This is a genomic window from Streptomyces sp. NPDC048560, from assembly GCF_040650955.1.
Taxonomy (GTDB): domain Bacteria; phylum Actinomycetota; class Actinomycetes; order Streptomycetales; family Streptomycetaceae; genus Streptomyces.
On sequence record NZ_JBEZIJ010000009.1, the window covers coordinates 64391 to 81868 of the forward strand.

The window sequence follows — 17478 nt, forward strand, 5'->3', positions numbered from 1 at the left end:
GCGACCAGGACTCACCAGTGGGCTCCGACGTGGTGGGCGACGGTCGCCTCCCCGTGCCGCAGTGCGGGTGGCAGGGGCCTGGTGTGCACGATGTGCAGGCGGGAGACGGCCCGGGTGAGCGCCACGTACAGGCGGTTCAGGCCACGGGGCTCCGCTTCGACGATGGCTGCGGGCTCGACGACGACCACGTGGTCGTACTCCAGTCCTTTGACCGCCGAGGCCGGCACCACGGATACGCGTGCGCCCAGGGTGTCCGGCCCGTGAGCGGTGATTCCGGCCTCGGCGAGTGCGTCGCGCAGTCCGGGCGCGTCGGCGTCGGCCGCGACGACACCGATGGAACCGGCGTGCTCCATCGCCGCGTTCACCGCCGCGACCGCTGCTGCGGCCGTGTCCTTGGCACGTGTGAAGCCGGCCTTGCCGTCGCGACGCAGGGAGCGGGAGGGCGGTACGTCCACATCGAGATGACCCAGCAACCGGTTGGCGAGCTCGGCGACAGCGGCGGGGACCCGGAAGCCGGTGGTCAGGGGGGTGACGACGGCTTCGGGTTTACCCAGGTGCGCGAGGAGTCCCGGCCAGTCACGTGCGGCCCAGGGGGTGGTGCCCTGGGCGAGATCGCCGAGGACGGTGAGTGAGCCGAACGGCGAGCGCCGGGCGATGACACGGCACTGCATGGGGGAGAGATCCTGCGCCTCGTCGATCACGATGTGCCCGTAGCCGGCAGGGCGCTCGATCAGCCCGGCCAGCTCGTCGAGGAGTACGAGATCGGCCGCCGACCAGCGGGCCGACTTGTGGGAACGCGGCGGCCCGGACCGGAGCAGAGCGCTCTGCTCGCCCGCGTCGAGGACGCCGTCCGCCGCGGCGGACAGGACGTCCGTATGGGTGAGCAGGTTCGCGAGGATCTCCTCCGGACGTACGGCGGGCCAGACGGCGTCGAGGACGGTGGTGAGCGGCCGGGCCCGCGAGACCTTCTGCACCCAGAGGTTGGTGCACGGACCGGCACGGTGCTCGGCCTGTTGCTGGATCCGGCGCACGATGCGGGTGCGGACCCGGTCGCGCCCCACGGCGTAGGGAGGTTCCTCGGCCCGTACGTCACGGACGATCTGCGCCAGTTCGTCCGCCTGTACGCGCCAGCGGTAGGAGCCGTCGGCCAGTGTGATGGACCGCGCCGGCTCCGGGCTCACACGGGCGTACAGCGCGCGACGCAGGACCTCGGCGAGCCGGATGTCGTGTTTGAGGGCTGCCGTCTGCTCGCTGTCGTGGGCGGTGACGGGGTGCCGGGCGATCTCGTCGTCGAGGGTGGACTGCCTCACGCCGGTCTCACCGAGGGCGGGCAGCACTTCGGAGATGTAGGAGAGGAAGGTGCGGTTGGGGCCCAGGATCAGCATTCCGCCGCGCTGGATGCGCTGCGGGTAGGTGTAGAGGAGGTACGCCGCCCGGTGCAGCCCGACCGCGGTCTTGCCGGTGCCGGGGGCTCCCTGAACGCAGAAGCTTGCGCCGAGGTCTTCCCGTACGAGGTGGTCCTGCTCGGGCTGGATGGTGGCGGCGATGTCGCGCATGGGGCCGATGCGGGGACGCTCGATCTCGCCGGTGACGATACTGCTCTCCCGCGTCTCCCCCGCACCGAGGTGTTCGTCCTCGAGGCCGGTGAGATCTGCGGAGTCGCCGCGGCTCGCATACGACCAGCCGAAGCGGCGCCGCACCGCGACACCTTGCGGGTCATGGGCGCCGGCCTGGTAGAAGGCCCGGGCGACGGGGGCGCGCCAGTCCACGACGAGGGGCGGCGCGGACGGATGGGACGTGATGCGCAGGCGGCCGATGTGGTAGCGCTGACCGGCGTGGTCGCCCGCCGTCCGGGCGGACGGGGTGAAGTCGAGGCGGCCGAAGAACAGGGGCCCTTCCGGCAGCTCCCGGAACGCCTTGGCCTGGGTCCGCAGCTGGTAGCCGAGCACTTCGGCGTCGGCGCCGGACGCGGAGACGTCCTCGCCGACGACCACCCGTTCCTGCGCACCGTCGATCATGGCGTCCAGTGCGGCACGGCAGACGTCGTGGAAGGACCGCTCCTGATGAAGGGCGTCGGCGAGTGCGGAGTCGGTGCGTGACATGCCACCACAATAATGCAACCAGAGCATTTTTATTACTCAGTCACTGTTTACTTCGCGCCTGCTACGCCGGGAAGCGCACGAGCCGCCGCCGGCAGGTCACGACTCGCGCGCCGGCCGAAAGGCTCTGCCGACTCACTCCACCAGTGCGGCGGCCTGCCGACGTGCCTGCTGCAACCAAGCCGCCCGCGCCTCGTCGCTCGCGCCCGCGACCGTGCGGAAGACGGTCCGCCGTACGTCGCCGACTCCCACGTACGGCAGGACGCACGCCGTCCAGATCCGCTCCAGCGGGTCTCCGAACTCCTCGTCCTCCCGGTCGGCAGGCGTGTCGGACGTGTTGAGGACGAGAGCCTTCCCGGCCCTCAGGAGCGCTGCGGGCTCACCCTCCGCGGTGCCGAGCTTGTAGGCGACACCTGGCGCGAGTACCCGCTGGACCCAGCCCGTCATCACAGCGGGGGGCATACCCCACCAGTTCGGGTGGACGAACACCATGGCGTCGAGCGTGGCCACCTCGGCGCGGTGCAGCGCCACCTGCCCGTCCTGGGCAGGTGGCGCCGACTGAACCGTGCCGGTCTCACCGGCGGAGAGCGCCGGTTCGAAACCCTCGGCGCAGAGGTCGTGCGCCACTACCTCACAGCCTCGTCCGCGCAACTCCTCCACGACGGTCTCGAATACCGCGTGGTTGAAGCTTCCCGACCTCGGATGCGCGAGATACACACCGATACGCATTCTTCGTCCCCCACTGGCGCCCCGGACCGTCAACTCTCCACGGAGAGTATCGGGTTGGGCCACACGCGCTGGAGCAGGGGTTTTCTACGGCTACCAGCGATACCAACGGCCGCGTCGGCCACCGGCCCCGGCGGAGCGCATGACGAATCCGAGCAGCCATACGGCCAGCACGATTACCGCCACGAACCACAGTGCCTTCAGCGCGAAACCGGCACCGAAAAGAACCACGGCGAGAAGGAGTACGAGAAGCAGGGGAACCATGGTTGTCACCTCCAGAGCAGCGTGTGCCCTGGCAGTCGCGCACCATGCACCCGAAAGGACGGGTTTCCCCTCCCCCTGTGCGGGCAGACGCGTCCGGCCGAAGTACCTACGCGCGGCTCACAGCGGGCTCTCGCGCTTCAGTCTGCGCCGCTCCTTGCCGTTGGGATGGCGAACGATCACGCCCGCCAGTCCGCCGTCGCCGGTGAGGCGGATCAGGGGCGTGCCGGGGAGCCGGTCGCCGGTAGTCCTGTCCCTCACACCGCCGTACCCGGGGTCCACGGCATCGGTCTCCACGGCCCAGCCCTCAGGGATGACGATCGTGACTCCGGCTGCCTCGCCGTGCACTTCGACATCGACCACCGGCCTGCGGCAGACGGCCTGGGTGAAGTCGAGCACGACGCCTGCCATACCGCCGTACGCGGTCACCTGGGCCGGCACCTTCCACGGCCCGACGCGCTTGGCCCCGTAGTAGCCGCCCTTCAGAACCAGTGGCTGTCCGGGGTCCACCGGAACCACGGGCGGCAGATCGGCGGTGACGTCGTCCAGATCCCCGCGGGTCCTGGCCGCCAGTGCACGACCCACCTTCGTGTCCAGCTCGGCGAAGTCGATCCGGCCGTCGACCGCGGCGACCTTCACCTGCTCCACCACCGCCTCGCGCTCCTCATCGGAAACGCGCCACTCGTTCCGGCGGTCCGGTGCCGGCGGCTCAGCAGTCATAGCCCCCAGGATACGTACAGTTGGGGCCGCCGACGCGGAATTCCGTACACGAAACCTGCCTTGGCCCCGTCCACCTCATCGGCGCGTTCAGACGGAGAGGGACGCGAGCCAGTCGGTCAGCATCCTGTTCGTCTCGGCCGGGCGTTCCTGCTGGATCCAGTGGCCGCAGCCTTCGATGATCCGGGAGGACATCAGGCCGGGCAGTGTGGTGGGGTACGCGTCGATTGCGTCTGCCATCCACATGGTGGAGGCGTCCAGGCTGCCGCCGAGGAACAGGGACGGCTGCCGGATCGGCGCACCGTCGAAGCCGGCAAGGTCCCTCCAGTCCCGGTCCATGTTCCGGTAGCGGCCGAGCGCCCCGCTCATACCGGTCCGCTCGAACTCACCGGCGTAGAAGTCGAGGTCGTCCTCGCTGAGCCATGCGGGCCGGGGACCACGGGGAAAGCGGTCGCGCAGTGTCGCACCGCGGGCGACGAAGTGGGGGTCGGGGGCTCCGGGCTCTGGCATGGTTTCGCCGTCAAGGGCTGCGTAGAAACCGGCGAGCCAGCCGCGTACATCGGGCTCGATCTCGGCTTCGGCCCGGCCCGGCTGCTGGAAGTAGGAGACGTAGAACTCCTCCTCCCCACCCATCTGCGCGAAGATCTCGCTGGGTCGGGGGCCACCGCGCGGGGCGTAGGGAACGCTGAGAAGTCCTACCGCGCGGAAGACGTCCGGCCTGAGCAGGGCGGAGTCGGCGGCGATGGTCGCCCCCCAGTCATGGCCGACGATCACCGCGGACTGTTCGCCGAGCGCACGGACCACCGCGACGTTGTCCTCCACCAGTTCCGTCATGCGGTAGGCGTCCACGGCCGTCGGCCTGGACGAACGGCCGTAGCCGCGGACATCGATGGCCACCGCGCGGTACCCGGCCGCGGCGAGGGCCGGCAGCTGTCGGCGCCACGAGTACCAGGACTCGGGGAATCCGTGCACGAGCAGCACCAGCGGCCCGGTGCCCTGTTCCGCGAGATGGATGCGGCCGGCGGGGCCTGCGATCAACCGGTGAGTGACGCCTGTGCCCTGCTGCGACATGGGTGCAGATCTCCGATGCTCTCGATGTTCCGGGTGCCGCGTGCGCGAGCCCGGAACATCGATCATGCGGGGACGGCTCGGGCGGGGCCAGCATCCTTGCCGGTTCGGCAAACAGAACGACGCCTCAGGGCACCATTGCCGATATCACCGCGCGCGACAGCGATGGATTGGCGGCCGCGGCCTCCACCACCTGCCAGTCGCCGTCCGAGAGCAGGTCCGCGACAACGGTGGGCGGGAGTGCCGGGTGACCGGCGGCGAAGAGCCTCGCCCGTTTCACCGGCAGGCAGGCCAGCAGCGCCCCGGCCGACGCACGGCGGTGCCGTGCGACCTCACGGAACGCCTTCTGCGCCGGTGGTTCGTGCCGGGTCAGATCCTCCAGCAGTGCCGGAGTCGCGTCGGGGTTGGTCGCCGCCATGGCGGCGACCTGGACGCCGTACCGGTCGATCATGCCGCGCAGCAGGGAGTCCGACAGACCAGGGTGCGGGGCGATGGACTTGACCACCTTCGCGTCAGGATCGGTGGCCAGGGCATCGCGGATGGCGGCCGGGAGATCGCGTCGCCGGGCGACCAGCAGACGCGCGGACGGCTCCGTTGAACCAGCCAGCTCCTCCACCTCGGCAGGAGTGGCGGTGGCTATCCGTGGCAGCAGCGTGGCACCGGTCCTGGTGGAACGGGCGAGCCGGATGAGCACGTCGAGCGGCACCAGTGGGTTCTGCGCCAGCCTTCGCCGCACTTCGTGGTCAGGATCGCCTGCCAGCAGCCGGATCACGGCGTCGCCGATCGCAGGGTTCTCGGCGAGGTCGGCTCGGACGCCCGGGTGGGTCTGCGCGGCCAGCCGACGGCACACCTCCGGTGGCAGGTCGGTACGCGCTGCGAGTGCCCACCGCAGCAGTAGTGACGGATGGTCGACAAAAGGGATGACGGCCTCGGTGGGCGTGCCCGGGTTTCGCAGTGCGGCCAGCTGGATGTCGTGCAGGGTCGACTCGTGGGAGCCGTCACAGGAGGCACCCGGCCTCAGATCGCAGTCGAGCCGCGGGCACTCAGGATCGTGCGAGAACGGCGGCTGCTCCCTGTCGCAGACCAGACATCGCCTCGCGGGACCCAACCCGCTACCGGTGATCAGGGCCGACAGCACCGGTGGGGGCGTGGCTTCGTTGGCGGCTACCCCACGGCGTACCTCCGCGTGCGGATGCTCCGCCAGTGCGGCCGCCACGTGCGGTGTGGTCCACAGCGCGAGTTCCGTGACGACTCGCACATCCTGATCTGCGGCAAGGTTCTCCACGACGTCGGCGGGGAGGTCCGGGCAGGCAGCCAGCTTCTCCCGGTACTCATGGTCGGGGTGTGCCACGAGGAGGCGCGCCCACTGCGGGCGGCCGGCACGCGTGTCGAGCAGGGCCAGGGCGACCAGTGGTTGTGCGACGGGGTCAATGTCATCGGCGGTGAGGAGGCCCCCGTACGCAAGCCGCACCGCGGTCTCATCGCCACGGGAGGCCAACTCCACCGCTTGCGCGTGGCTGAGATCCGCCCGGCGAGCGAGGACCGCGCCGAGGTCGTCGTCCGCGACCGCGATCAGCCGGTCGACGAGCTCGGACGACAGGGCCTCATTGGCGGCGAGGCCGCACAGCACGTGGTTCACGAGGGGAATACTGCACGGGTCCCGCCCGGATGACTCGCCATTTCCGTGCGCAGGCGGCTTCGGGAGCTCAACGGGTTTTGCGGGTCACGCACTTGCCTCCCGGTCAGCCGTCCCCGAAGCCGCGGAAGGTCGACGATCCGTCGGCGGAGTCCGCGAAATCGGCGAAGTCCATGTTGCAGATGCTCAGGTTGGTGGAGATATCGGGGTACCACTCGACAGGGACCCGGATCGTGCGCCCCGGCTCGTCGGAGAGATCGACGGCCAGGAGAGGGTACGACGGGTCCGTCATCGTCGTCCGGTCGGCGAGGAACAGGTAGAAGACCTTGTCGTCGCCCTCGGCGGCACTGTCCTCGTCCATCAGCATCCGGACACTCACGCCGTCGAAGCGTACGTCGCTGACACAGGTCGCGCTCGATCCTTCGTACGGGGCGTCGAGCGCCTCGCGTACCGCGTCCCAAGCCGCGTCGTCGGCGAAGTCCACGCGCAGCACGAGCGAGGTCAGGTCGTCAGGGGAGGGCAGCGTCATGTGCGCCATCCTCGCATCCGTGACGGGGAGCCCGATGGCGAGGAGATGGTGGACGTGAAAGCCCCGACCAGTCGGGGGAGGCCGGCCGGGGCGGTAAAGGTGTGGGCTCGGAGGGCGGTCGCCTCTCGGCGAGGGGCTCCATGGGGCTTCAGCCGAACGATCTTCCCCATGGGCTACTGGTGAGGCCCGGGGACACTGTCCCCTCCGTACCCACATACAGATGAACGGTCAACCTTCTGTGGTTGTTCCAGAGCCTCTCCCCCGGCAGCGGTGAGCTGCGCCACCCCGCGCCGCTCCTGCCGGTGCGCCCGCCGGTCGGCCTGCTCCCGGCGTCCATGGGGCGCAGGGTCGGAGATGAGGTGGGCGGGAGAAGGCGACACCCATCCTTGGCTCAGCCGGCTACGGAGCCCTCACGCGCACCGGGGAGGCGGCCCCCCGCTTCCGCCGCCCGCCCGCGGAGCTCCGCGACTTCACGCCGGAGGTCGGCGAGCTCCCGGTGCAAGGCCTGGATGGCCACGAGGGCGACACCGTTGGCGTCGGTGCAACAGATCGTCCGGTCATCGCCGCCCAGACCGAAGCTTGCTTGCCAGTCCTGTGCCATCGGCCCGAGGTGGCGCACCTGGTCGCCCTCCCAGCGGTAGCGCCAGGTACTCACCGGGAGATCCACGACGGAAGCCAGAACGTCGAAACCGTTCACCGGTGTCGCCGACGCCTCCACCGTCTCCCTGGCGGCGGTGGACGTCAGCCCGGCCGGGTGAGGTACGTCCGGGTGGAGGCGCGCCCGGTAGGCGCGGACGGCCGCGGACCGGGCGCGCCGGAGACGCTGGGTCAGCGATCCCATCGCACCGGGGTGACGTCGGTCTTCACGCCACGGTCCGAGAACAGCAGCGAGCCCAGGGGAACCCACTGGGTGGAGGCCTCGGGCCCGGGTTCGGCGACGGCCGGGCTCTGCTCCACCGCGCGTACCTGGGCGGGCTCGGCGGCCGAAGCCGCCGAGGCCGCGCCGAGGCACACCGACACGGCGGCCACCGCTGCGGTCGAGACGGCTGCGATACGGGTCACTGCGGCAACAGACATGGACACACTCCGGGTTGTTCGTCGATCAGATCATCAATGGAACGACGACGACCTCGATGGGTCACGGCTCCGGACCGGCTCGGCCACCATCCGAAGGCTCGGCCATGGGGTGGCGACGGCCTGCCTCGGCTGGACCGATGGCGGGCCTGACCACTGGGCATGGCCTCCCGGAGGACGCTGCTGACGGGCGCGCTCTCCTGCCGATCGCGGCCCCGGCGTGCGGACCGACCGCGCGGTCGGAGATCATACGGGCGTGACCGACGTGGGGAATTCCTTGTTCAGCCCGACCAGGGCCGGTGGCCACATGCGACCGGACCCACGCACCTGGAAGGCGGCTGTCCGATGAGCTCCGGTACGGCAAAGGTGCGCCACGCGCGCGTCGCCGATCTCTCTCATGTCGCACAACTCGCTTCTGAACACGCCGCGTTCGAGCAGGCCGCGCCACCGCCCGCCGACCTGGCGGTACGCCTGGAGGCACTGCTCTTCGGCGGCCCTGCTCCCCGTCTGCGGTGCTTCGTCGCGGAACTGGGCGACGGGCACGTCATCGGTTACGCCTCGTGCGCACCGGAGATCTCCACCTGGGGCGGTACCGAGTACCTTCACATGGACTGCCTGTTCCTGAGGGAGGGCCACCGCGGCCTGGGAGTCGGCCCCATGCTCATGGACGCCGTGCGCTCCGAAGCGCGCCGCCTGGGGCTCGCCCTGGTGCAGTGGCAGACCCCGGCATGGAACACGGACGCGATCCGGTTCTACGAACGGCTGGGCGCAGAGGCGAAGGAGAAGCGGCGGTTCTCCTTGTCCGTGGACTGACGCGCTCGGGGTGCGGCGGCGGAGTCGGGCCGGGACGTGAGGAATCGAGGCCGCCCGGAACCGCTCGCCGGGCTCCCAGGACGGCGGAAGTGCCTGTCTGTTGGCGAGAGAACCGGGGAGACCCGTATGGCTGACTACTATCCGTACCGGATCGCGGAGGAGAAGGGCCACCTGACGCTGATCTGGCGTCCGGGAGAGGGCGACGCGCCCGACGAGTTCGTCGTTGACGAGGTCGGGGAGCTCCTCGCGTTCCCCGACGTACAGACGCTGTGGCACTACTGCGACCGCAACGGCTGGGAGCTCGTCCGGGAGGGCGAAGCCACTCTCGACACGGCGGCTGTGCGGTTGTGGGTCGAACATCCGGCACGTCGCCCGGTGTCGGCGGGGCTGCTCCTGAACGCGTGGAACTTCTACGAGGACCTCGCCCGCAGCGTGCGGGCGGAGCCCCCTCTGCCCTCCCAGGGGTCGATACACGACAGCGCCTACGAGAAGATCTTCGGCGGTCATGCTCTCGACCCGGACGCCGGCCAAGATGCCTGGACGGATGAGGAGACGGCGGCCGTACGCGGGTTCCTCCGCGCGGGACTTGACCTCTGGGAACGGACGGCGGCGAGGGCGTGGCCGTAGGCCGTCCACACCCTCGGCGCGCAGGGGCGACCGCTCACTGGGAGGGGGCGTCAGGGATCCCCTGGTCGAGGGGCCGCAGGAAGCGGCGCTCGTAACGCCGGATGCACTGCGTCCGGCGAGCCAGCTCGAACGCGGCCTGGCACTCCGGGTCGGTGACGCTGTCCGCCCGGTACCGCTCGTACTCAGCGAAGCCGGGGAACGAGAAGAGCGCGTAGGCGATGTCACTGTCGCCCTCGCTCGGCAGGAAGTAACCGTGGTGGGTGCCCCCGAACCGGTTGACGAGGGTGACCCAACGGCGGCCGTACTCCTCGAAGTCCTCGATGCGGTCGGGGTCGATCTCGTACTTCAGGTGAATGGTGATCATGTGATGGCATGATGCCCGAGAGCGGCGAGCCTCGCCGAACCGGGTACACCCCGGAATGCCGCCGGGCGTTCGCGTCGGAGACCGGTGGCGTGCGGCCTCGCCTGAGGGGGACGATGCGCCCGGTACTGCTGATCGATGTGGACGGGCCGCTCAATCCGTACGCCGCGAAGCCCTCCCGTCGGCCCGAGGGCTACGAGACGCATCGGCTGGTGACGCCCCGGTGGGCTGCCGCCGAGCGGGACCGGCTGATCGAGCACGGTCTGCCGAACGGGCGGGTGAAGCCCTTGCGTGTGTGGCTCAACCCCCTGCACGGACCGGCGCTCGACGCGCTTCCCTTCGAGCTGGTCTGGGCAACGACCTGGGAGGAGGAGGCGAACGATTTCGTCGCGCCGGTCCTGGGTCTGCCTGAACTTCCCTTCATCTCCTGGGCTTCGACGCGAACCACGCCGCAGGGCGGTGTGTTCTGGAAGACTCCGGAGATCGTCGCGTGGGCGCGAGGCCGGGCCTTCGCCTGGGTCGACGACGAGATAACGGACTCGGATCGCGCCTGGGTGCGCGCCCACCACGACGGTCCCGCCCTGCTGCACCGCATCGACCCGCGGCGCGGCCTCGGCGCCGACGATTTCACGGCGCTCGAGGAGTGGGCGGCCGGCCTTTGACCGGTCGGCTGCGGCAGCGGGGCGGGTCCGGGGACCTTGACGACCAGTCCCACCCCTCGGCCGACTACTGCCGACCTGTCAGCGGTGACCGCGCAGGCGCGCCCGCAGCAGGTTGGGATCCGCGCCGGTGGTGTACGCGGCGCTGAGCACGAACACCTCCTTGCCGCGCAGCGCTACCGAGGTGGGGTTCTGCAGTCCGTCCTCAGCGTCCAGCACGGTGCTGGTGGTGCCGTCGGACCGGATGCGCACAACCGTGTTGGGGCCGTTGAGGGCGGCGAGCACCTCATCGCCCCGCCCGGTGAAGGTGAAGTCGTCGATGCCGGTCATGTCCGATGCCTTGACCTCGGGCGCGCCCGCCCGGTTTCCCCGGAGGATCGGAATGCGCAGGAGCGTGCCCCTGTCGAGGTTGGTCACCCACAGGGCACCGTCGCGTACCTTCGCGCCGTTGGCTCCGAGGAAGCCTGTCGACGCCAGTTCGGGAGCGGTGGACCATGCTGTGGGTGTGCCGCCTGAGACGGGGACGGTCCATACCGTGCCCAGCACCGAGTCGGTGATGTAGAGACGTCCGCTGCGCCGGTCCAGGGCCAGTCCGTTGGGCAGTCCGTCCGCGGGCAGCGGGGCGACGCGCTGCGGAGCCCTTCCGGGGGCCACACGCCACAGACCGGTGAGCTCGGCCGTGCCGGTGGCGTACAGCACGTACAGGGCGCCGTCGGGGGCATGGACGATGCCGGTGGCCAGGGGGAAGCCCAGGACGGGTGTGCGGACTCCTCCGTCGGCGGGAGCGGGCAGCGTAGCCAGGACGCGCGTCGCCCCTCCGGGGGCGACCTCGGCCACCTGCCGGCTCGCCGCGAAGGTGACGACGGCCGTGCCGTCACGCAGCAGGGCGATGTTCTCCGGCATCTGACCGGCGGACAGGTCGAAGTGGGTGGCGATCCGTACGTCCGCGAGCGGTCCTGCGGAGGGCGTGGTGGCGGTGGCCGGGAGGGCCGTTGCCACGGTGGCAGCGGCTACCAGAGCGACCGTCTTGATGATCTTGCTGTTTCGCCGGGACATGGTTCCTTCACTGTTTTCGGGCATGGGGCAGCCGCACCGCGGCGCCATGGGGTCGGGTGAACGCGAGCCGGATGTCAGATGGGACGGGTGGAGGAGTCCTGGTGCTGCCGGGGCGTCGCGCGCGGCGCGGTGCCGTGCGCCAGCAGCATCAGCGCGGTTGCCGAAGGGGAGCCTGGGGCGGCCGTGGCCACCACCAGGGAGGGACCGTTCCCTTGGGGGCTCTGGAGCGTCTGCTGGGTGACGGTCAGCGAGCCGACCAAGGGGTGGCGCAGTTCGTAGTCGGCGACGTCGCAGGCCAGAATTCGGTGATCGGCCCACATGGAGGCGAACTCCGGGCTTCGCATGGTCAGTTCGCCGATGAGACCGGCGAGCAGATGATCGTCCGGATACCGGCCGGCGGTCAGGCGCAGATTGCCGACCACGGCCCTGGCCTTGGCGGGCCAGTCCGTGTAGAGGTCGCGCGTGTGCGCGTCGAGGAACACCGAGCGCGCCATGTTGGGCCGCTCGCCCGGTGTGTCGGGGCCGTCCGGGTCCAGATGACCCGCGAAGAGTGCGTGCCCCTGACCGTTCCAGGCCAGAACGTCGCTGCGGCGACCCAGGACGAGGGCGGGTGTGCCCTCGATGGCGGCGAGCAGGGCGCTGGTCGCCGGGGTGACGCGTTCGGGGCGCGGCCGGGTCGCGGCTCTGCCGCGTTGCGGCGCACGGGCGAGTGCGTGCAGATGGGCGCGCTCTGATTCATCCAGACGCAAGGCGCCCGCCAACGCGTCGAGCACCTCCCGCGAGGCGTTCCGTGACTGCCCCTGCTCCAGGCGGGCGTAGTAGGGAGCGCTGATGCCCGCGAGCATCGCGAGTTCTTCCCGGCGCAGTCCCGGCACCCGGCGCCGCTCGCCGTAGGTCCGCAACCCGACGTCCTCGGGCCGCAGTTGACTGCGGCGTGCCTGGAGGAAGTCGGCGAGTTGCCGGTGCTTGTTCATGGTGCCGAGTATGCGCAGCACGGCCCGGCTCGCGCCTCACCCTGTCGGGGTAGGGGAAGAGTGCGTGCGCCGGGTGCGCGAGGCGGCGGCCGCATGGAGGGGGAGGCTCCGGAAATCTCACCGCCGACACACGAAAATCAGTAGGCCGGTGCGGCGGGACGTGCCAGGATGATCACCACCGAAGGGGTGTAGCTCAGAGGCCAGAGCGCCGGTCTCCAAAACCGGATGCCGCAGGTTCGACTCCTGCCACCCCTGCCAGTTCATTCCGTGCGGGCCGCCATGCCCGCCCGCTGCTCGTTGGAGCTCGCGGGCGTCGGCGCCGTCACAGCCGGCCCGTCAGACCCGTTCGAGCGGCCGGTGCGGCTCTGCGGGGAGTTCCACCTCGATGCTGTCGCCGGGGCGCACCACGCCGCCCGCGAGCACGATGCTCATGATTCCGGCCTTCCGCACGATGCCGCCGGCCGTGTCCCGGCCCACGACGTGCTTGAGCAGCCCGTCCTGGAAGTGGTCGATCTGCAGGCACGGGTTGCGCAGGCCGGTCACCTCCAGCACCGCCTCGTCGCCGACGCGCAGCCGTGTCCCTGCGGGCAGTCCGAGAAGGTCCAGGCCGCGGGTGGTGATGTTCTCGCCCAGTGCGCCGGGTGCGACGGCGAAGCCCGCCTCGCGGAGTTCGGTGAAGAGCTCCTCATGGATGAGGTGGACCTGGCGCAGGTTCGGCTGGGTGGGGTCCTGGGCGACGCGTGAGCGGTGCTTGACCGTCACTCCCGCGTGGACGTCGCCCTCCACACCGAGCCCGGTCAGCAGGGTGACGCTGTCCCGGTTCGGCTTGGTGAACGCGTACTCGCCGTTGCTGCTGATCGCTGTCACTGTCCCGCTCATCGCGCGGAGCCCCCTCTTCACACGTATTGGTGATCCGCCCAGAGCCTAACTCGGGGCGAGATCCACCGGGCCGCGTACGTGGTGCGGGCGCCGCTCATCCTCGGCGTACCGCGGGGCCCTGCCGTCCGGCGGGGGCGGTCACTCGGGTTCGTCGGTGACCGGCGGGAGGTTCGGCTCCATGAACAGGCCCGCGTACTGCGGCTTCGGCTGCCCTCCGTCGAGGCCGGGGCCGTTCAGCGTCTGCCCGTCGGCAGGGGTGTCGTCCACGCGGCGCTGCGCCTGACGGGGCGAGGCATAAGACATCGAGTCTCCAGTACATGGCGGTAGCGGTGAGGACACAGCCCGAGCAGATTGCAGGGCTGGTCCGGCGACGAGTTTCCGGCGCCGGTGCGGCGACCGTTCCACGGTTCGGAATCTTGTCGCGCCTGGAGACTGTAACCCCAGGATCACCGGGACAGCCAGGCCACCACGGCGAGGAGCGGGGACCTGTGCCCCAGATCCTTCGGAACAGGGCCGCCCTGAGGGATCTCAGCTGGTGGCGGGCTCGCCGTCCCCCTGCGACGGAGCGAGCTGCGACGCGGCGAGAATCGCGACGCGGGTGATCAACGCGGCGAGCAGAACCGTACCGACTCCGTCGACGCGAAGTTCCGCGCCGGCCGCCTCGCCCAGCCAGGAGAGCAGCCACCAGATCAGGGCGTCCTGAACGAATCCGGCGGCCCCGAAGGCCAGGAGTACCGGGGCGCGTACGCGCGCCGACGGCCCGATGAGGATCAGCTGGGTGATGAGCGCAACTGCCAGGAACGCGACGGCAATTGAGTACATCACGTCCACACCCGACGGTCCGAGCGTGATGCCGGGCAGCAGGCCCCCGGCGAGACACACTCCGACGAGCGCGCCGAGCTTGCGCCTGCCTTGATCAGTCATGCGCGAACCCTGACACACCGCGGTGCGCTCTGCGACGCATTTGTGGGGCGGGCGACGAACGGGCCCGCCCGGCCGCAGTTGCCCGCGACCGGGCGGGGCGCGGGGACGGTGTGTGCGGCACCGGTTGCGGGTGTCGGGCGATGCCCCGCTCCGTCCGGGATCCGGACTTGGCCGAATCTTTCCCATGAAGACAGCTGCGGTTCCCGCACCTGGCGATTCCGTTGATCTAGGGCCCTGATCCGCCGAAAACCGCAAGAACACAGGTCCACGACAACGGATTCCGAAGATGTACGGCCCTTGACCTACGGAAGACATAGGGATTGCATGACGCCGCCGGGAGCGATGGAACCACGCACCACCCGCTCGTCTGGAGGCGATACCGCTCCCGCGCTCATACTCCGTACCTGTTGATCGGAACCTGCCGAATGACCGACACGCTCAGCGCCCCCCAGGCACTCGCGCCCTCGACCGGACCCACGCCGCGGAAACTCAAGCGCTCCATCGGTGTCGTGGGCGGCACGCTGCTCACGCTCTCCTGCGTCACACCCGCCTCGACCCTCTTCGTGGTCGTGCCGGATCTGTTCTCCACCCTCGGCACCTTCACCGCGCTCACCATCGCCATCGGATCGCTCCTCTGTATCGGAGTCGCCTTCTGCTACTCGGAGTTGGGCACCCTCATCCCGAGTGCGGGCGGTGAGTACGCCATGGTGTCGACGATGGCCGGACGGCTGGCCGGGTGGCTCGTCTTCGTCCTGTCGCTGCTGGTCGTCATGATCGTTCCTCCCGTCATCGCCATGGGAACAGCGGACTACCTGGCTCCGCTCGTGGAGGTACCCGCTCCCCTCGCCGGCGCGGGAGTCATGCTGCTCGCCACCCTCGCGGGCCTCCTCGATCTGCGCGCCAACGCGTGGATCACCGGCGTCTTCCTCGTACTCGAAGTGATCGCGGCGGGTGTCGTCGCCGTCCTCGGCTTCGCCCACTCGGAGCGCGGCCCGTCCTCGCTCGTCCAGGGCTCCGTCGTGGCGGAAGGCGGTACTGCGTCCACGGTCACCGCCATGATGGTGGTCTCCGGGCTGGCGATCGCACTGTTCATCACCCAGGGCTTCTCGACGGCCGTCTACCTCTCCGAGGAGTTGGAGAACCCTCGGCGCAACGTGGCCCGCACCGTGCTCGCCACCCTGGCCATCTCGACGGCCGTCATCCTCGTCCCGGTCGTCGCCATCACGATGGGCGCCCCCGACCTCGCCACCCTGGCCTCGGGCGACCTCAACGGCATGGTCGCCGCCTGGTCCAACTCCGCCGTCGGTACGTTCGTGAGCCTCTGCGTCGCCCTCGCGATCGTCAACGCGGGCATCGTCATGGTCATCCAGAACTCACGCGTGCTGTTCGCCTCGGCCCGTGACAAGGCATGGCCGGAGCCGGTCAACAGGGCGCTGTCCCGCCTCGGCGGCTTCGGTTCGCCGTGGGTGGCGACACTGGTCGTCGGCGTCCCGGGCGGCGCCCTGTGCTTCGTCAACCTGGACACGCTGTACGGCGTCACCGGCGTCTCCGTCACCGCCATGTATCTGCTCGTCGCCGTCGCCGCACTCCTGTGCCGCCGAGGTCCGCACCGGGAGACGCCGGCTTGGCGGATGCCGCTGTGGCCCGCGATTCCGGTACTGCTCACCGCCGTGCTCGCTTACATCCTGGTGCAGCAGGAGACCGAGTACCTGCTGTGGACCGGCGGGATCACGGCCGTCGCGACCCTGTACTGGGCCCTGTACCTGCGACCCCGCAGGGACACCCGGTGGCTGGTCAGCATCCCGGAGGACGCCCAGGCCTGAGCCGGGCTCCGTCGCGCCCCGCCGCACGGCTCCTTCCGGGCGTGGGATGACCGGAAGGAGCCGTGCGGCACCGTTGCCCGGTGTGGGGCATGGGCCACCGTCCATACCGGGTCGCCTACCCGGAAGCGTTCGTGGCGTCGTCCGGGCGCCCGAACGGGCCGTCCAGGGCCGCCCATTGCAGGAGCATGATGGTCTTGGCATCAGCGATCCCACCCTCGCGGATCATCGCCAGCGCGCGAGGGAACGACAGTTCCACCGTGGTGATGTCCTCCCCTTCGGCGGCAACGCCTCCGCCGCCGTCGGTGGTGGTTGCCGAGGTGTAGGGCGCGGCGAAGAAGTGCACGCGTTCGGTGACCGAGCCAGGGCTCATGTAGACGTCGAAGACGCGCTCCGCCGCGCCCACGGCGCAGCCGGTCTCCTCGGCCGCCTCCCTGCGGATGGCTTCCTCCGGACTGTCGCCGTCAAGCAGTCCGGCGGCCGTTTCGATGAGCATCCCGTCCGGGTGACCGTTGACGTAGGCCGGGAGACGGAACTGCTGTGTCAGGAGGACGGTGCGGCGCTCGGGGTCGTACAGGAGGATCGTGGCGCCATCACCCCGGTCGTACGTCTCGCGTTGCTCGCGGCTCCAGTGGCCGTCGCGGTGCTGGTAGTCGAAGGTCGTCCTGCGCAGGACGTACCAGTCGCAGGAAAGTACCTCCACGTCGCGGATCCGCACCCGTGCGTTGCCGGTCACGTCCAGGCCGTGGCGGTCGAGGTGTGTGCGGCCACGGCGGTCGGGGGTATCGATGCCGGCGGTCAACGGACGGCCGGGACGTCGTCGAGGCTGGCATAGACGTGCTTGCCCTCCGCGCGGGCCTGCTCCACCATCCGGTCGGCGCCGTCAGAGGCTCCCGCGATACGCAGCACGGCGTCACAGCGTGAGAGGAGTCGCTCGGCTATCGGGTGGAAGATCTCGTCGAAGAGGGCGTCGCCCGGCCGTTCGCTTCCCGCGGCGTCCAGGAGCGGGAGGGCCAGCGCCTCGCCGGTGACTCCGAAGTGGCCGGCGCGGAAGAGGGCGAGTGCGGCGCGGTTCATGGCCCGTACGTTCGCTGCGAGCGCGGCCGGGTCGTCACCGGTGCCGGATCGGTAGGGGCCCGCGACGAGGATCATCTGCGGGCCGGGGGCGGGGGAATCGGGGGAAGTGGTCACGGATGCCGTGGTCATGGGGTCACCTCGGTTGCAGCGGAGGGAGTTGAAGTGCGGCTTCAGCTTT

The 17478-nt window shown here is 70.2% G+C and carries 21 protein-coding genes and 1 tRNA gene; 5 read left to right on the forward strand and 17 right to left on the reverse strand.

Going from position 1 to position 17478, the window contains the following annotated elements:
• Nucleotides 1–11: 11 nt before the first annotated feature.
• From AB0C82_RS23560 to AB0C82_RS23600, 9 genes are all read right to left on the reverse strand, one after another.
• Nucleotides 12–2102: an ATP-binding domain-containing protein gene (locus tag AB0C82_RS23560; protein WP_362845342.1), complete on the reverse strand. Its 2091-nt coding sequence runs from the start codon at nt 2100–2102 to the stop codon at nt 12–14.
• A gap of 132 nt (nt 2103–2234) precedes the next feature.
• The gene (locus tag AB0C82_RS23565) at nt 2235–2828 is read right to left on the reverse strand and encodes an NAD(P)H-dependent oxidoreductase (protein ID WP_362845344.1); all 594 of its coding nucleotides are present in this window, start codon (nt 2826–2828) and stop codon (nt 2235–2237) included.
• A gap of 90 nt (nt 2829–2918) precedes the next feature.
• The gene (locus AB0C82_RS23570) at nt 2919–3089 is read right to left on the reverse strand and encodes a hydrophobic protein (protein WP_362845346.1); all 171 of its coding nucleotides are present in this window, start codon (nt 3087–3089) and stop codon (nt 2919–2921) included.
• 117 nt (nt 3090–3206) lie between these two features.
• The gene (locus AB0C82_RS23575) at nt 3207–3806 is read right to left on the reverse strand and encodes a DUF1707 domain-containing protein (RefSeq protein WP_362845348.1); all 600 of its coding nucleotides are present in this window, start codon (nt 3804–3806) and stop codon (nt 3207–3209) included.
• Between the two features lie 87 nt (nt 3807–3893).
• The gene (locus AB0C82_RS23580; protein ID WP_362845350.1) at nt 3894–4874 is read right to left on the reverse strand and encodes an alpha/beta hydrolase; all 981 of its coding nucleotides are present in this window, start codon (nt 4872–4874) and stop codon (nt 3894–3896) included.
• A 124-nt stretch (nt 4875–4998) separates the two neighbouring features.
• Nucleotides 4999–6510, reverse strand: coding sequence for a hypothetical protein (locus tag AB0C82_RS23585; RefSeq protein ID WP_362845352.1), 1512 nt, complete (start codon nt 6508–6510; stop codon nt 4999–5001).
• A 103-nt stretch (nt 6511–6613) separates the two neighbouring features.
• The gene (locus AB0C82_RS23590; protein WP_362845354.1) at nt 6614–7036 is read right to left on the reverse strand and encodes a hypothetical protein; all 423 of its coding nucleotides are present in this window, start codon (nt 7034–7036) and stop codon (nt 6614–6616) included.
• Nucleotides 7037–7427: 391 nt separating this feature from the next.
• Nucleotides 7428–7877 (reverse strand): tail fiber domain-containing protein, encoded by a 450-nt coding sequence (locus AB0C82_RS23595; protein ID WP_362845356.1) that lies wholly within the window; start codon nt 7875–7877, stop codon nt 7428–7430.
• Nucleotides 7865–8113 (reverse strand): hypothetical protein, encoded by a 249-nt coding sequence (locus AB0C82_RS23600; RefSeq protein WP_362845358.1) that lies wholly within the window; start codon nt 8111–8113, stop codon nt 7865–7867. Before AB0C82_RS23600 ends, AB0C82_RS23595 begins: the two co-directional genes overlap by 13 nt.
• A 342-nt stretch (nt 8114–8455) precedes the next feature.
• Between AB0C82_RS23600 and AB0C82_RS23605 the strand changes: the two genes are divergently transcribed.
• The gene (locus AB0C82_RS23605) at nt 8456–8923 is read left to right on the forward strand and encodes a GNAT family N-acetyltransferase (protein WP_362845360.1); all 468 of its coding nucleotides are present in this window, start codon (nt 8456–8458) and stop codon (nt 8921–8923) included.
• Between the two features lie 126 nt (nt 8924–9049).
• Nucleotides 9050–9550 (forward strand): hypothetical protein, encoded by a 501-nt coding sequence (locus AB0C82_RS23610; protein ID WP_362845362.1) that lies wholly within the window; start codon nt 9050–9052, stop codon nt 9548–9550.
• 34 nt (nt 9551–9584) lie between these two features.
• On the opposite strand, the gene AB0C82_RS23615 is transcribed toward AB0C82_RS23610, so the two are convergent.
• The gene (locus tag AB0C82_RS23615; RefSeq protein WP_362845364.1) at nt 9585–9914 is read right to left on the reverse strand and encodes an NIPSNAP family protein; all 330 of its coding nucleotides are present in this window, start codon (nt 9912–9914) and stop codon (nt 9585–9587) included.
• Nucleotides 9915–10027: 113 nt separating this feature from the next.
• Between AB0C82_RS23615 and AB0C82_RS23620 the strand changes: the two genes are divergently transcribed.
• A complete protein-coding gene (locus tag AB0C82_RS23620) occupies nt 10028–10573 on the forward strand; it encodes a hypothetical protein (RefSeq protein ID WP_362845366.1) in 546 nt (181 codons plus the stop codon).
• Between the two features lie 78 nt (nt 10574–10651).
• Here the strand turns inward: AB0C82_RS23620 and AB0C82_RS23625 are convergent, their stop codons facing one another.
• Together AB0C82_RS23625 and AB0C82_RS23630 are read right to left on the reverse strand one after the other, a co-directional pair.
• Complete coding sequence (locus tag AB0C82_RS23625) at nt 10652–11626, reverse strand: hypothetical protein (protein ID WP_362845368.1); 975 nt, start codon at nt 11624–11626, stop codon at nt 10652–10654.
• Between the two features lie 74 nt (nt 11627–11700).
• Entirely contained in the window at nt 11701–12600 is a 900-nt protein-coding gene (locus AB0C82_RS23630; RefSeq protein WP_362845370.1) for a helix-turn-helix transcriptional regulator, read from the reverse strand.
• A gap of 182 nt (nt 12601–12782) precedes the next feature.
• Here AB0C82_RS23630 and AB0C82_RS23635 point away from each other — a divergent pair.
• Nucleotides 12783–12858: transfer RNA gene (locus tag AB0C82_RS23635), tRNA-Trp, on the forward strand.
• 78 nt (nt 12859–12936) lie between these two features.
• Here AB0C82_RS23635 and AB0C82_RS23640 read toward each other — a convergent pair.
• The 3 genes from AB0C82_RS23640 to AB0C82_RS23650 form a co-directional block, all read right to left on the reverse strand.
• Nucleotides 12937–13479 carry an MOSC domain-containing protein gene (locus AB0C82_RS23640; protein ID WP_362845372.1) on the reverse strand — a complete coding sequence of 181 codons (543 nt, stop codon included), beginning with the start codon at nt 13477–13479 and terminating at the stop codon, nt 12937–12939.
• Nucleotides 13480–13617: 138 nt separating this feature from the next.
• Nucleotides 13618–13782 (reverse strand): hypothetical protein, encoded by a 165-nt coding sequence (locus AB0C82_RS23645; RefSeq protein ID WP_362845374.1) that lies wholly within the window; start codon nt 13780–13782, stop codon nt 13618–13620.
• Between the two features lie 225 nt (nt 13783–14007).
• Nucleotides 14008–14403 carry a hypothetical protein gene (locus tag AB0C82_RS23650; RefSeq protein ID WP_362845376.1) on the reverse strand — a complete coding sequence of 132 codons (396 nt, stop codon included), beginning with the start codon at nt 14401–14403 and terminating at the stop codon, nt 14008–14010.
• 425 nt (nt 14404–14828) lie between these two features.
• Between AB0C82_RS23650 and AB0C82_RS23655 the strand changes: the two genes are divergently transcribed.
• Complete coding sequence (locus AB0C82_RS23655; protein WP_362845378.1) at nt 14829–16226, forward strand: APC family permease; 1398 nt, start codon at nt 14829–14831, stop codon at nt 16224–16226.
• 115 nt (nt 16227–16341) lie between these two features.
• Here the strand turns inward: AB0C82_RS23655 and AB0C82_RS23660 are convergent, their stop codons facing one another.
• Together AB0C82_RS23660 and AB0C82_RS23665 are read right to left on the reverse strand one after the other, a co-directional pair.
• Nucleotides 16342–17025: an NUDIX domain-containing protein gene (locus AB0C82_RS23660; protein WP_362845380.1), complete on the reverse strand. Its 684-nt coding sequence runs from the start codon at nt 17023–17025 to the stop codon at nt 16342–16344.
• Nucleotides 17022–17429 (reverse strand): DUF4406 domain-containing protein, encoded by a 408-nt coding sequence (locus AB0C82_RS23665; protein ID WP_362845382.1) that lies wholly within the window; start codon nt 17427–17429, stop codon nt 17022–17024. The genes AB0C82_RS23660 and AB0C82_RS23665 overlap by 4 nt, the downstream gene beginning before the upstream one ends.
• Between the last annotated feature and the right edge of the window lie 49 nt (nt 17430–17478).

What these genes read in the sequence shown, in the direction of transcription:
- AB0C82_RS23560 (WP_362845342.1), bottom strand. Translation starts at nt 2,102, where the DNA reads ATGTCACGCACCGACTCCGCACTCGCCGACGCCCTTCATCAGGAGCGG.
- AB0C82_RS23565 (WP_362845344.1), bottom strand. Translation starts at nt 2,828, where the DNA reads ATGCGTATCGGTGTGTATCTCGCGCATCCGAGGTCGGGAAGCTTCAAC.
- AB0C82_RS23570 (WP_362845346.1), bottom strand. Translation starts at nt 3,089, where the DNA reads ATGGTTCCCCTGCTTCTCGTACTCCTTCTCGCCGTGGTTCTTTTCGGT.
- AB0C82_RS23575 (WP_362845348.1), bottom strand. Translation starts at nt 3,806, where the DNA reads ATGACTGCTGAGCCGCCGGCACCGGACCGCCGGAACGAGTGGCGCGTT.
- AB0C82_RS23580 (WP_362845350.1), bottom strand. Translation starts at nt 4,874, where the DNA reads ATGTCGCAGCAGGGCACAGGCGTCACTCACCGGTTGATCGCAGGCCCC.
- AB0C82_RS23590 (WP_362845354.1), bottom strand. Translation starts at nt 7,036, where the DNA reads ATGACGCTGCCCTCCCCTGACGACCTGACCTCGCTCGTGCTGCGCGTG.
- AB0C82_RS23595 (WP_362845356.1), bottom strand. Translation starts at nt 7,877, where the DNA reads ATGGGATCGCTGACCCAGCGTCTCCGGCGCGCCCGGTCCGCGGCCGTC.
- AB0C82_RS23600 (WP_362845358.1), bottom strand. Translation starts at nt 8,113, where the DNA reads ATGTCTGTTGCCGCAGTGACCCGTATCGCAGCCGTCTCGACCGCAGCG.
- AB0C82_RS23605 (WP_362845360.1), top strand. Translation starts at nt 8,456, where the DNA reads ATGAGCTCCGGTACGGCAAAGGTGCGCCACGCGCGCGTCGCCGATCTC.
- AB0C82_RS23610 (WP_362845362.1), top strand. Translation starts at nt 9,050, where the DNA reads ATGGCTGACTACTATCCGTACCGGATCGCGGAGGAGAAGGGCCACCTG.
- AB0C82_RS23615 (WP_362845364.1), bottom strand. Translation starts at nt 9,914, where the DNA reads ATGATCACCATTCACCTGAAGTACGAGATCGACCCCGACCGCATCGAG.
- AB0C82_RS23620 (WP_362845366.1), top strand. Translation starts at nt 10,028, where the DNA reads ATGCGCCCGGTACTGCTGATCGATGTGGACGGGCCGCTCAATCCGTAC.
- AB0C82_RS23625 (WP_362845368.1), bottom strand. Translation starts at nt 11,626, where the DNA reads ATGTCCCGGCGAAACAGCAAGATCATCAAGACGGTCGCTCTGGTAGCC.
- AB0C82_RS23630 (WP_362845370.1), bottom strand. Translation starts at nt 12,600, where the DNA reads ATGAACAAGCACCGGCAACTCGCCGACTTCCTCCAGGCACGCCGCAGT.
- AB0C82_RS23640 (WP_362845372.1), bottom strand. Translation starts at nt 13,479, where the DNA reads ATGAGCGGGACAGTGACAGCGATCAGCAGCAACGGCGAGTACGCGTTC.
- AB0C82_RS23645 (WP_362845374.1), bottom strand. Translation starts at nt 13,782, where the DNA reads ATGTCTTATGCCTCGCCCCGTCAGGCGCAGCGCCGCGTGGACGACACC.
- AB0C82_RS23650 (WP_362845376.1), bottom strand. Translation starts at nt 14,403, where the DNA reads ATGACTGATCAAGGCAGGCGCAAGCTCGGCGCGCTCGTCGGAGTGTGT.
- AB0C82_RS23655 (WP_362845378.1), top strand. Translation starts at nt 14,829, where the DNA reads ATGACCGACACGCTCAGCGCCCCCCAGGCACTCGCGCCCTCGACCGGA.
- AB0C82_RS23665 (WP_362845382.1), bottom strand. Translation starts at nt 17,429, where the DNA reads ATGACCACGGCATCCGTGACCACTTCCCCCGATTCCCCCGCCCCCGGC.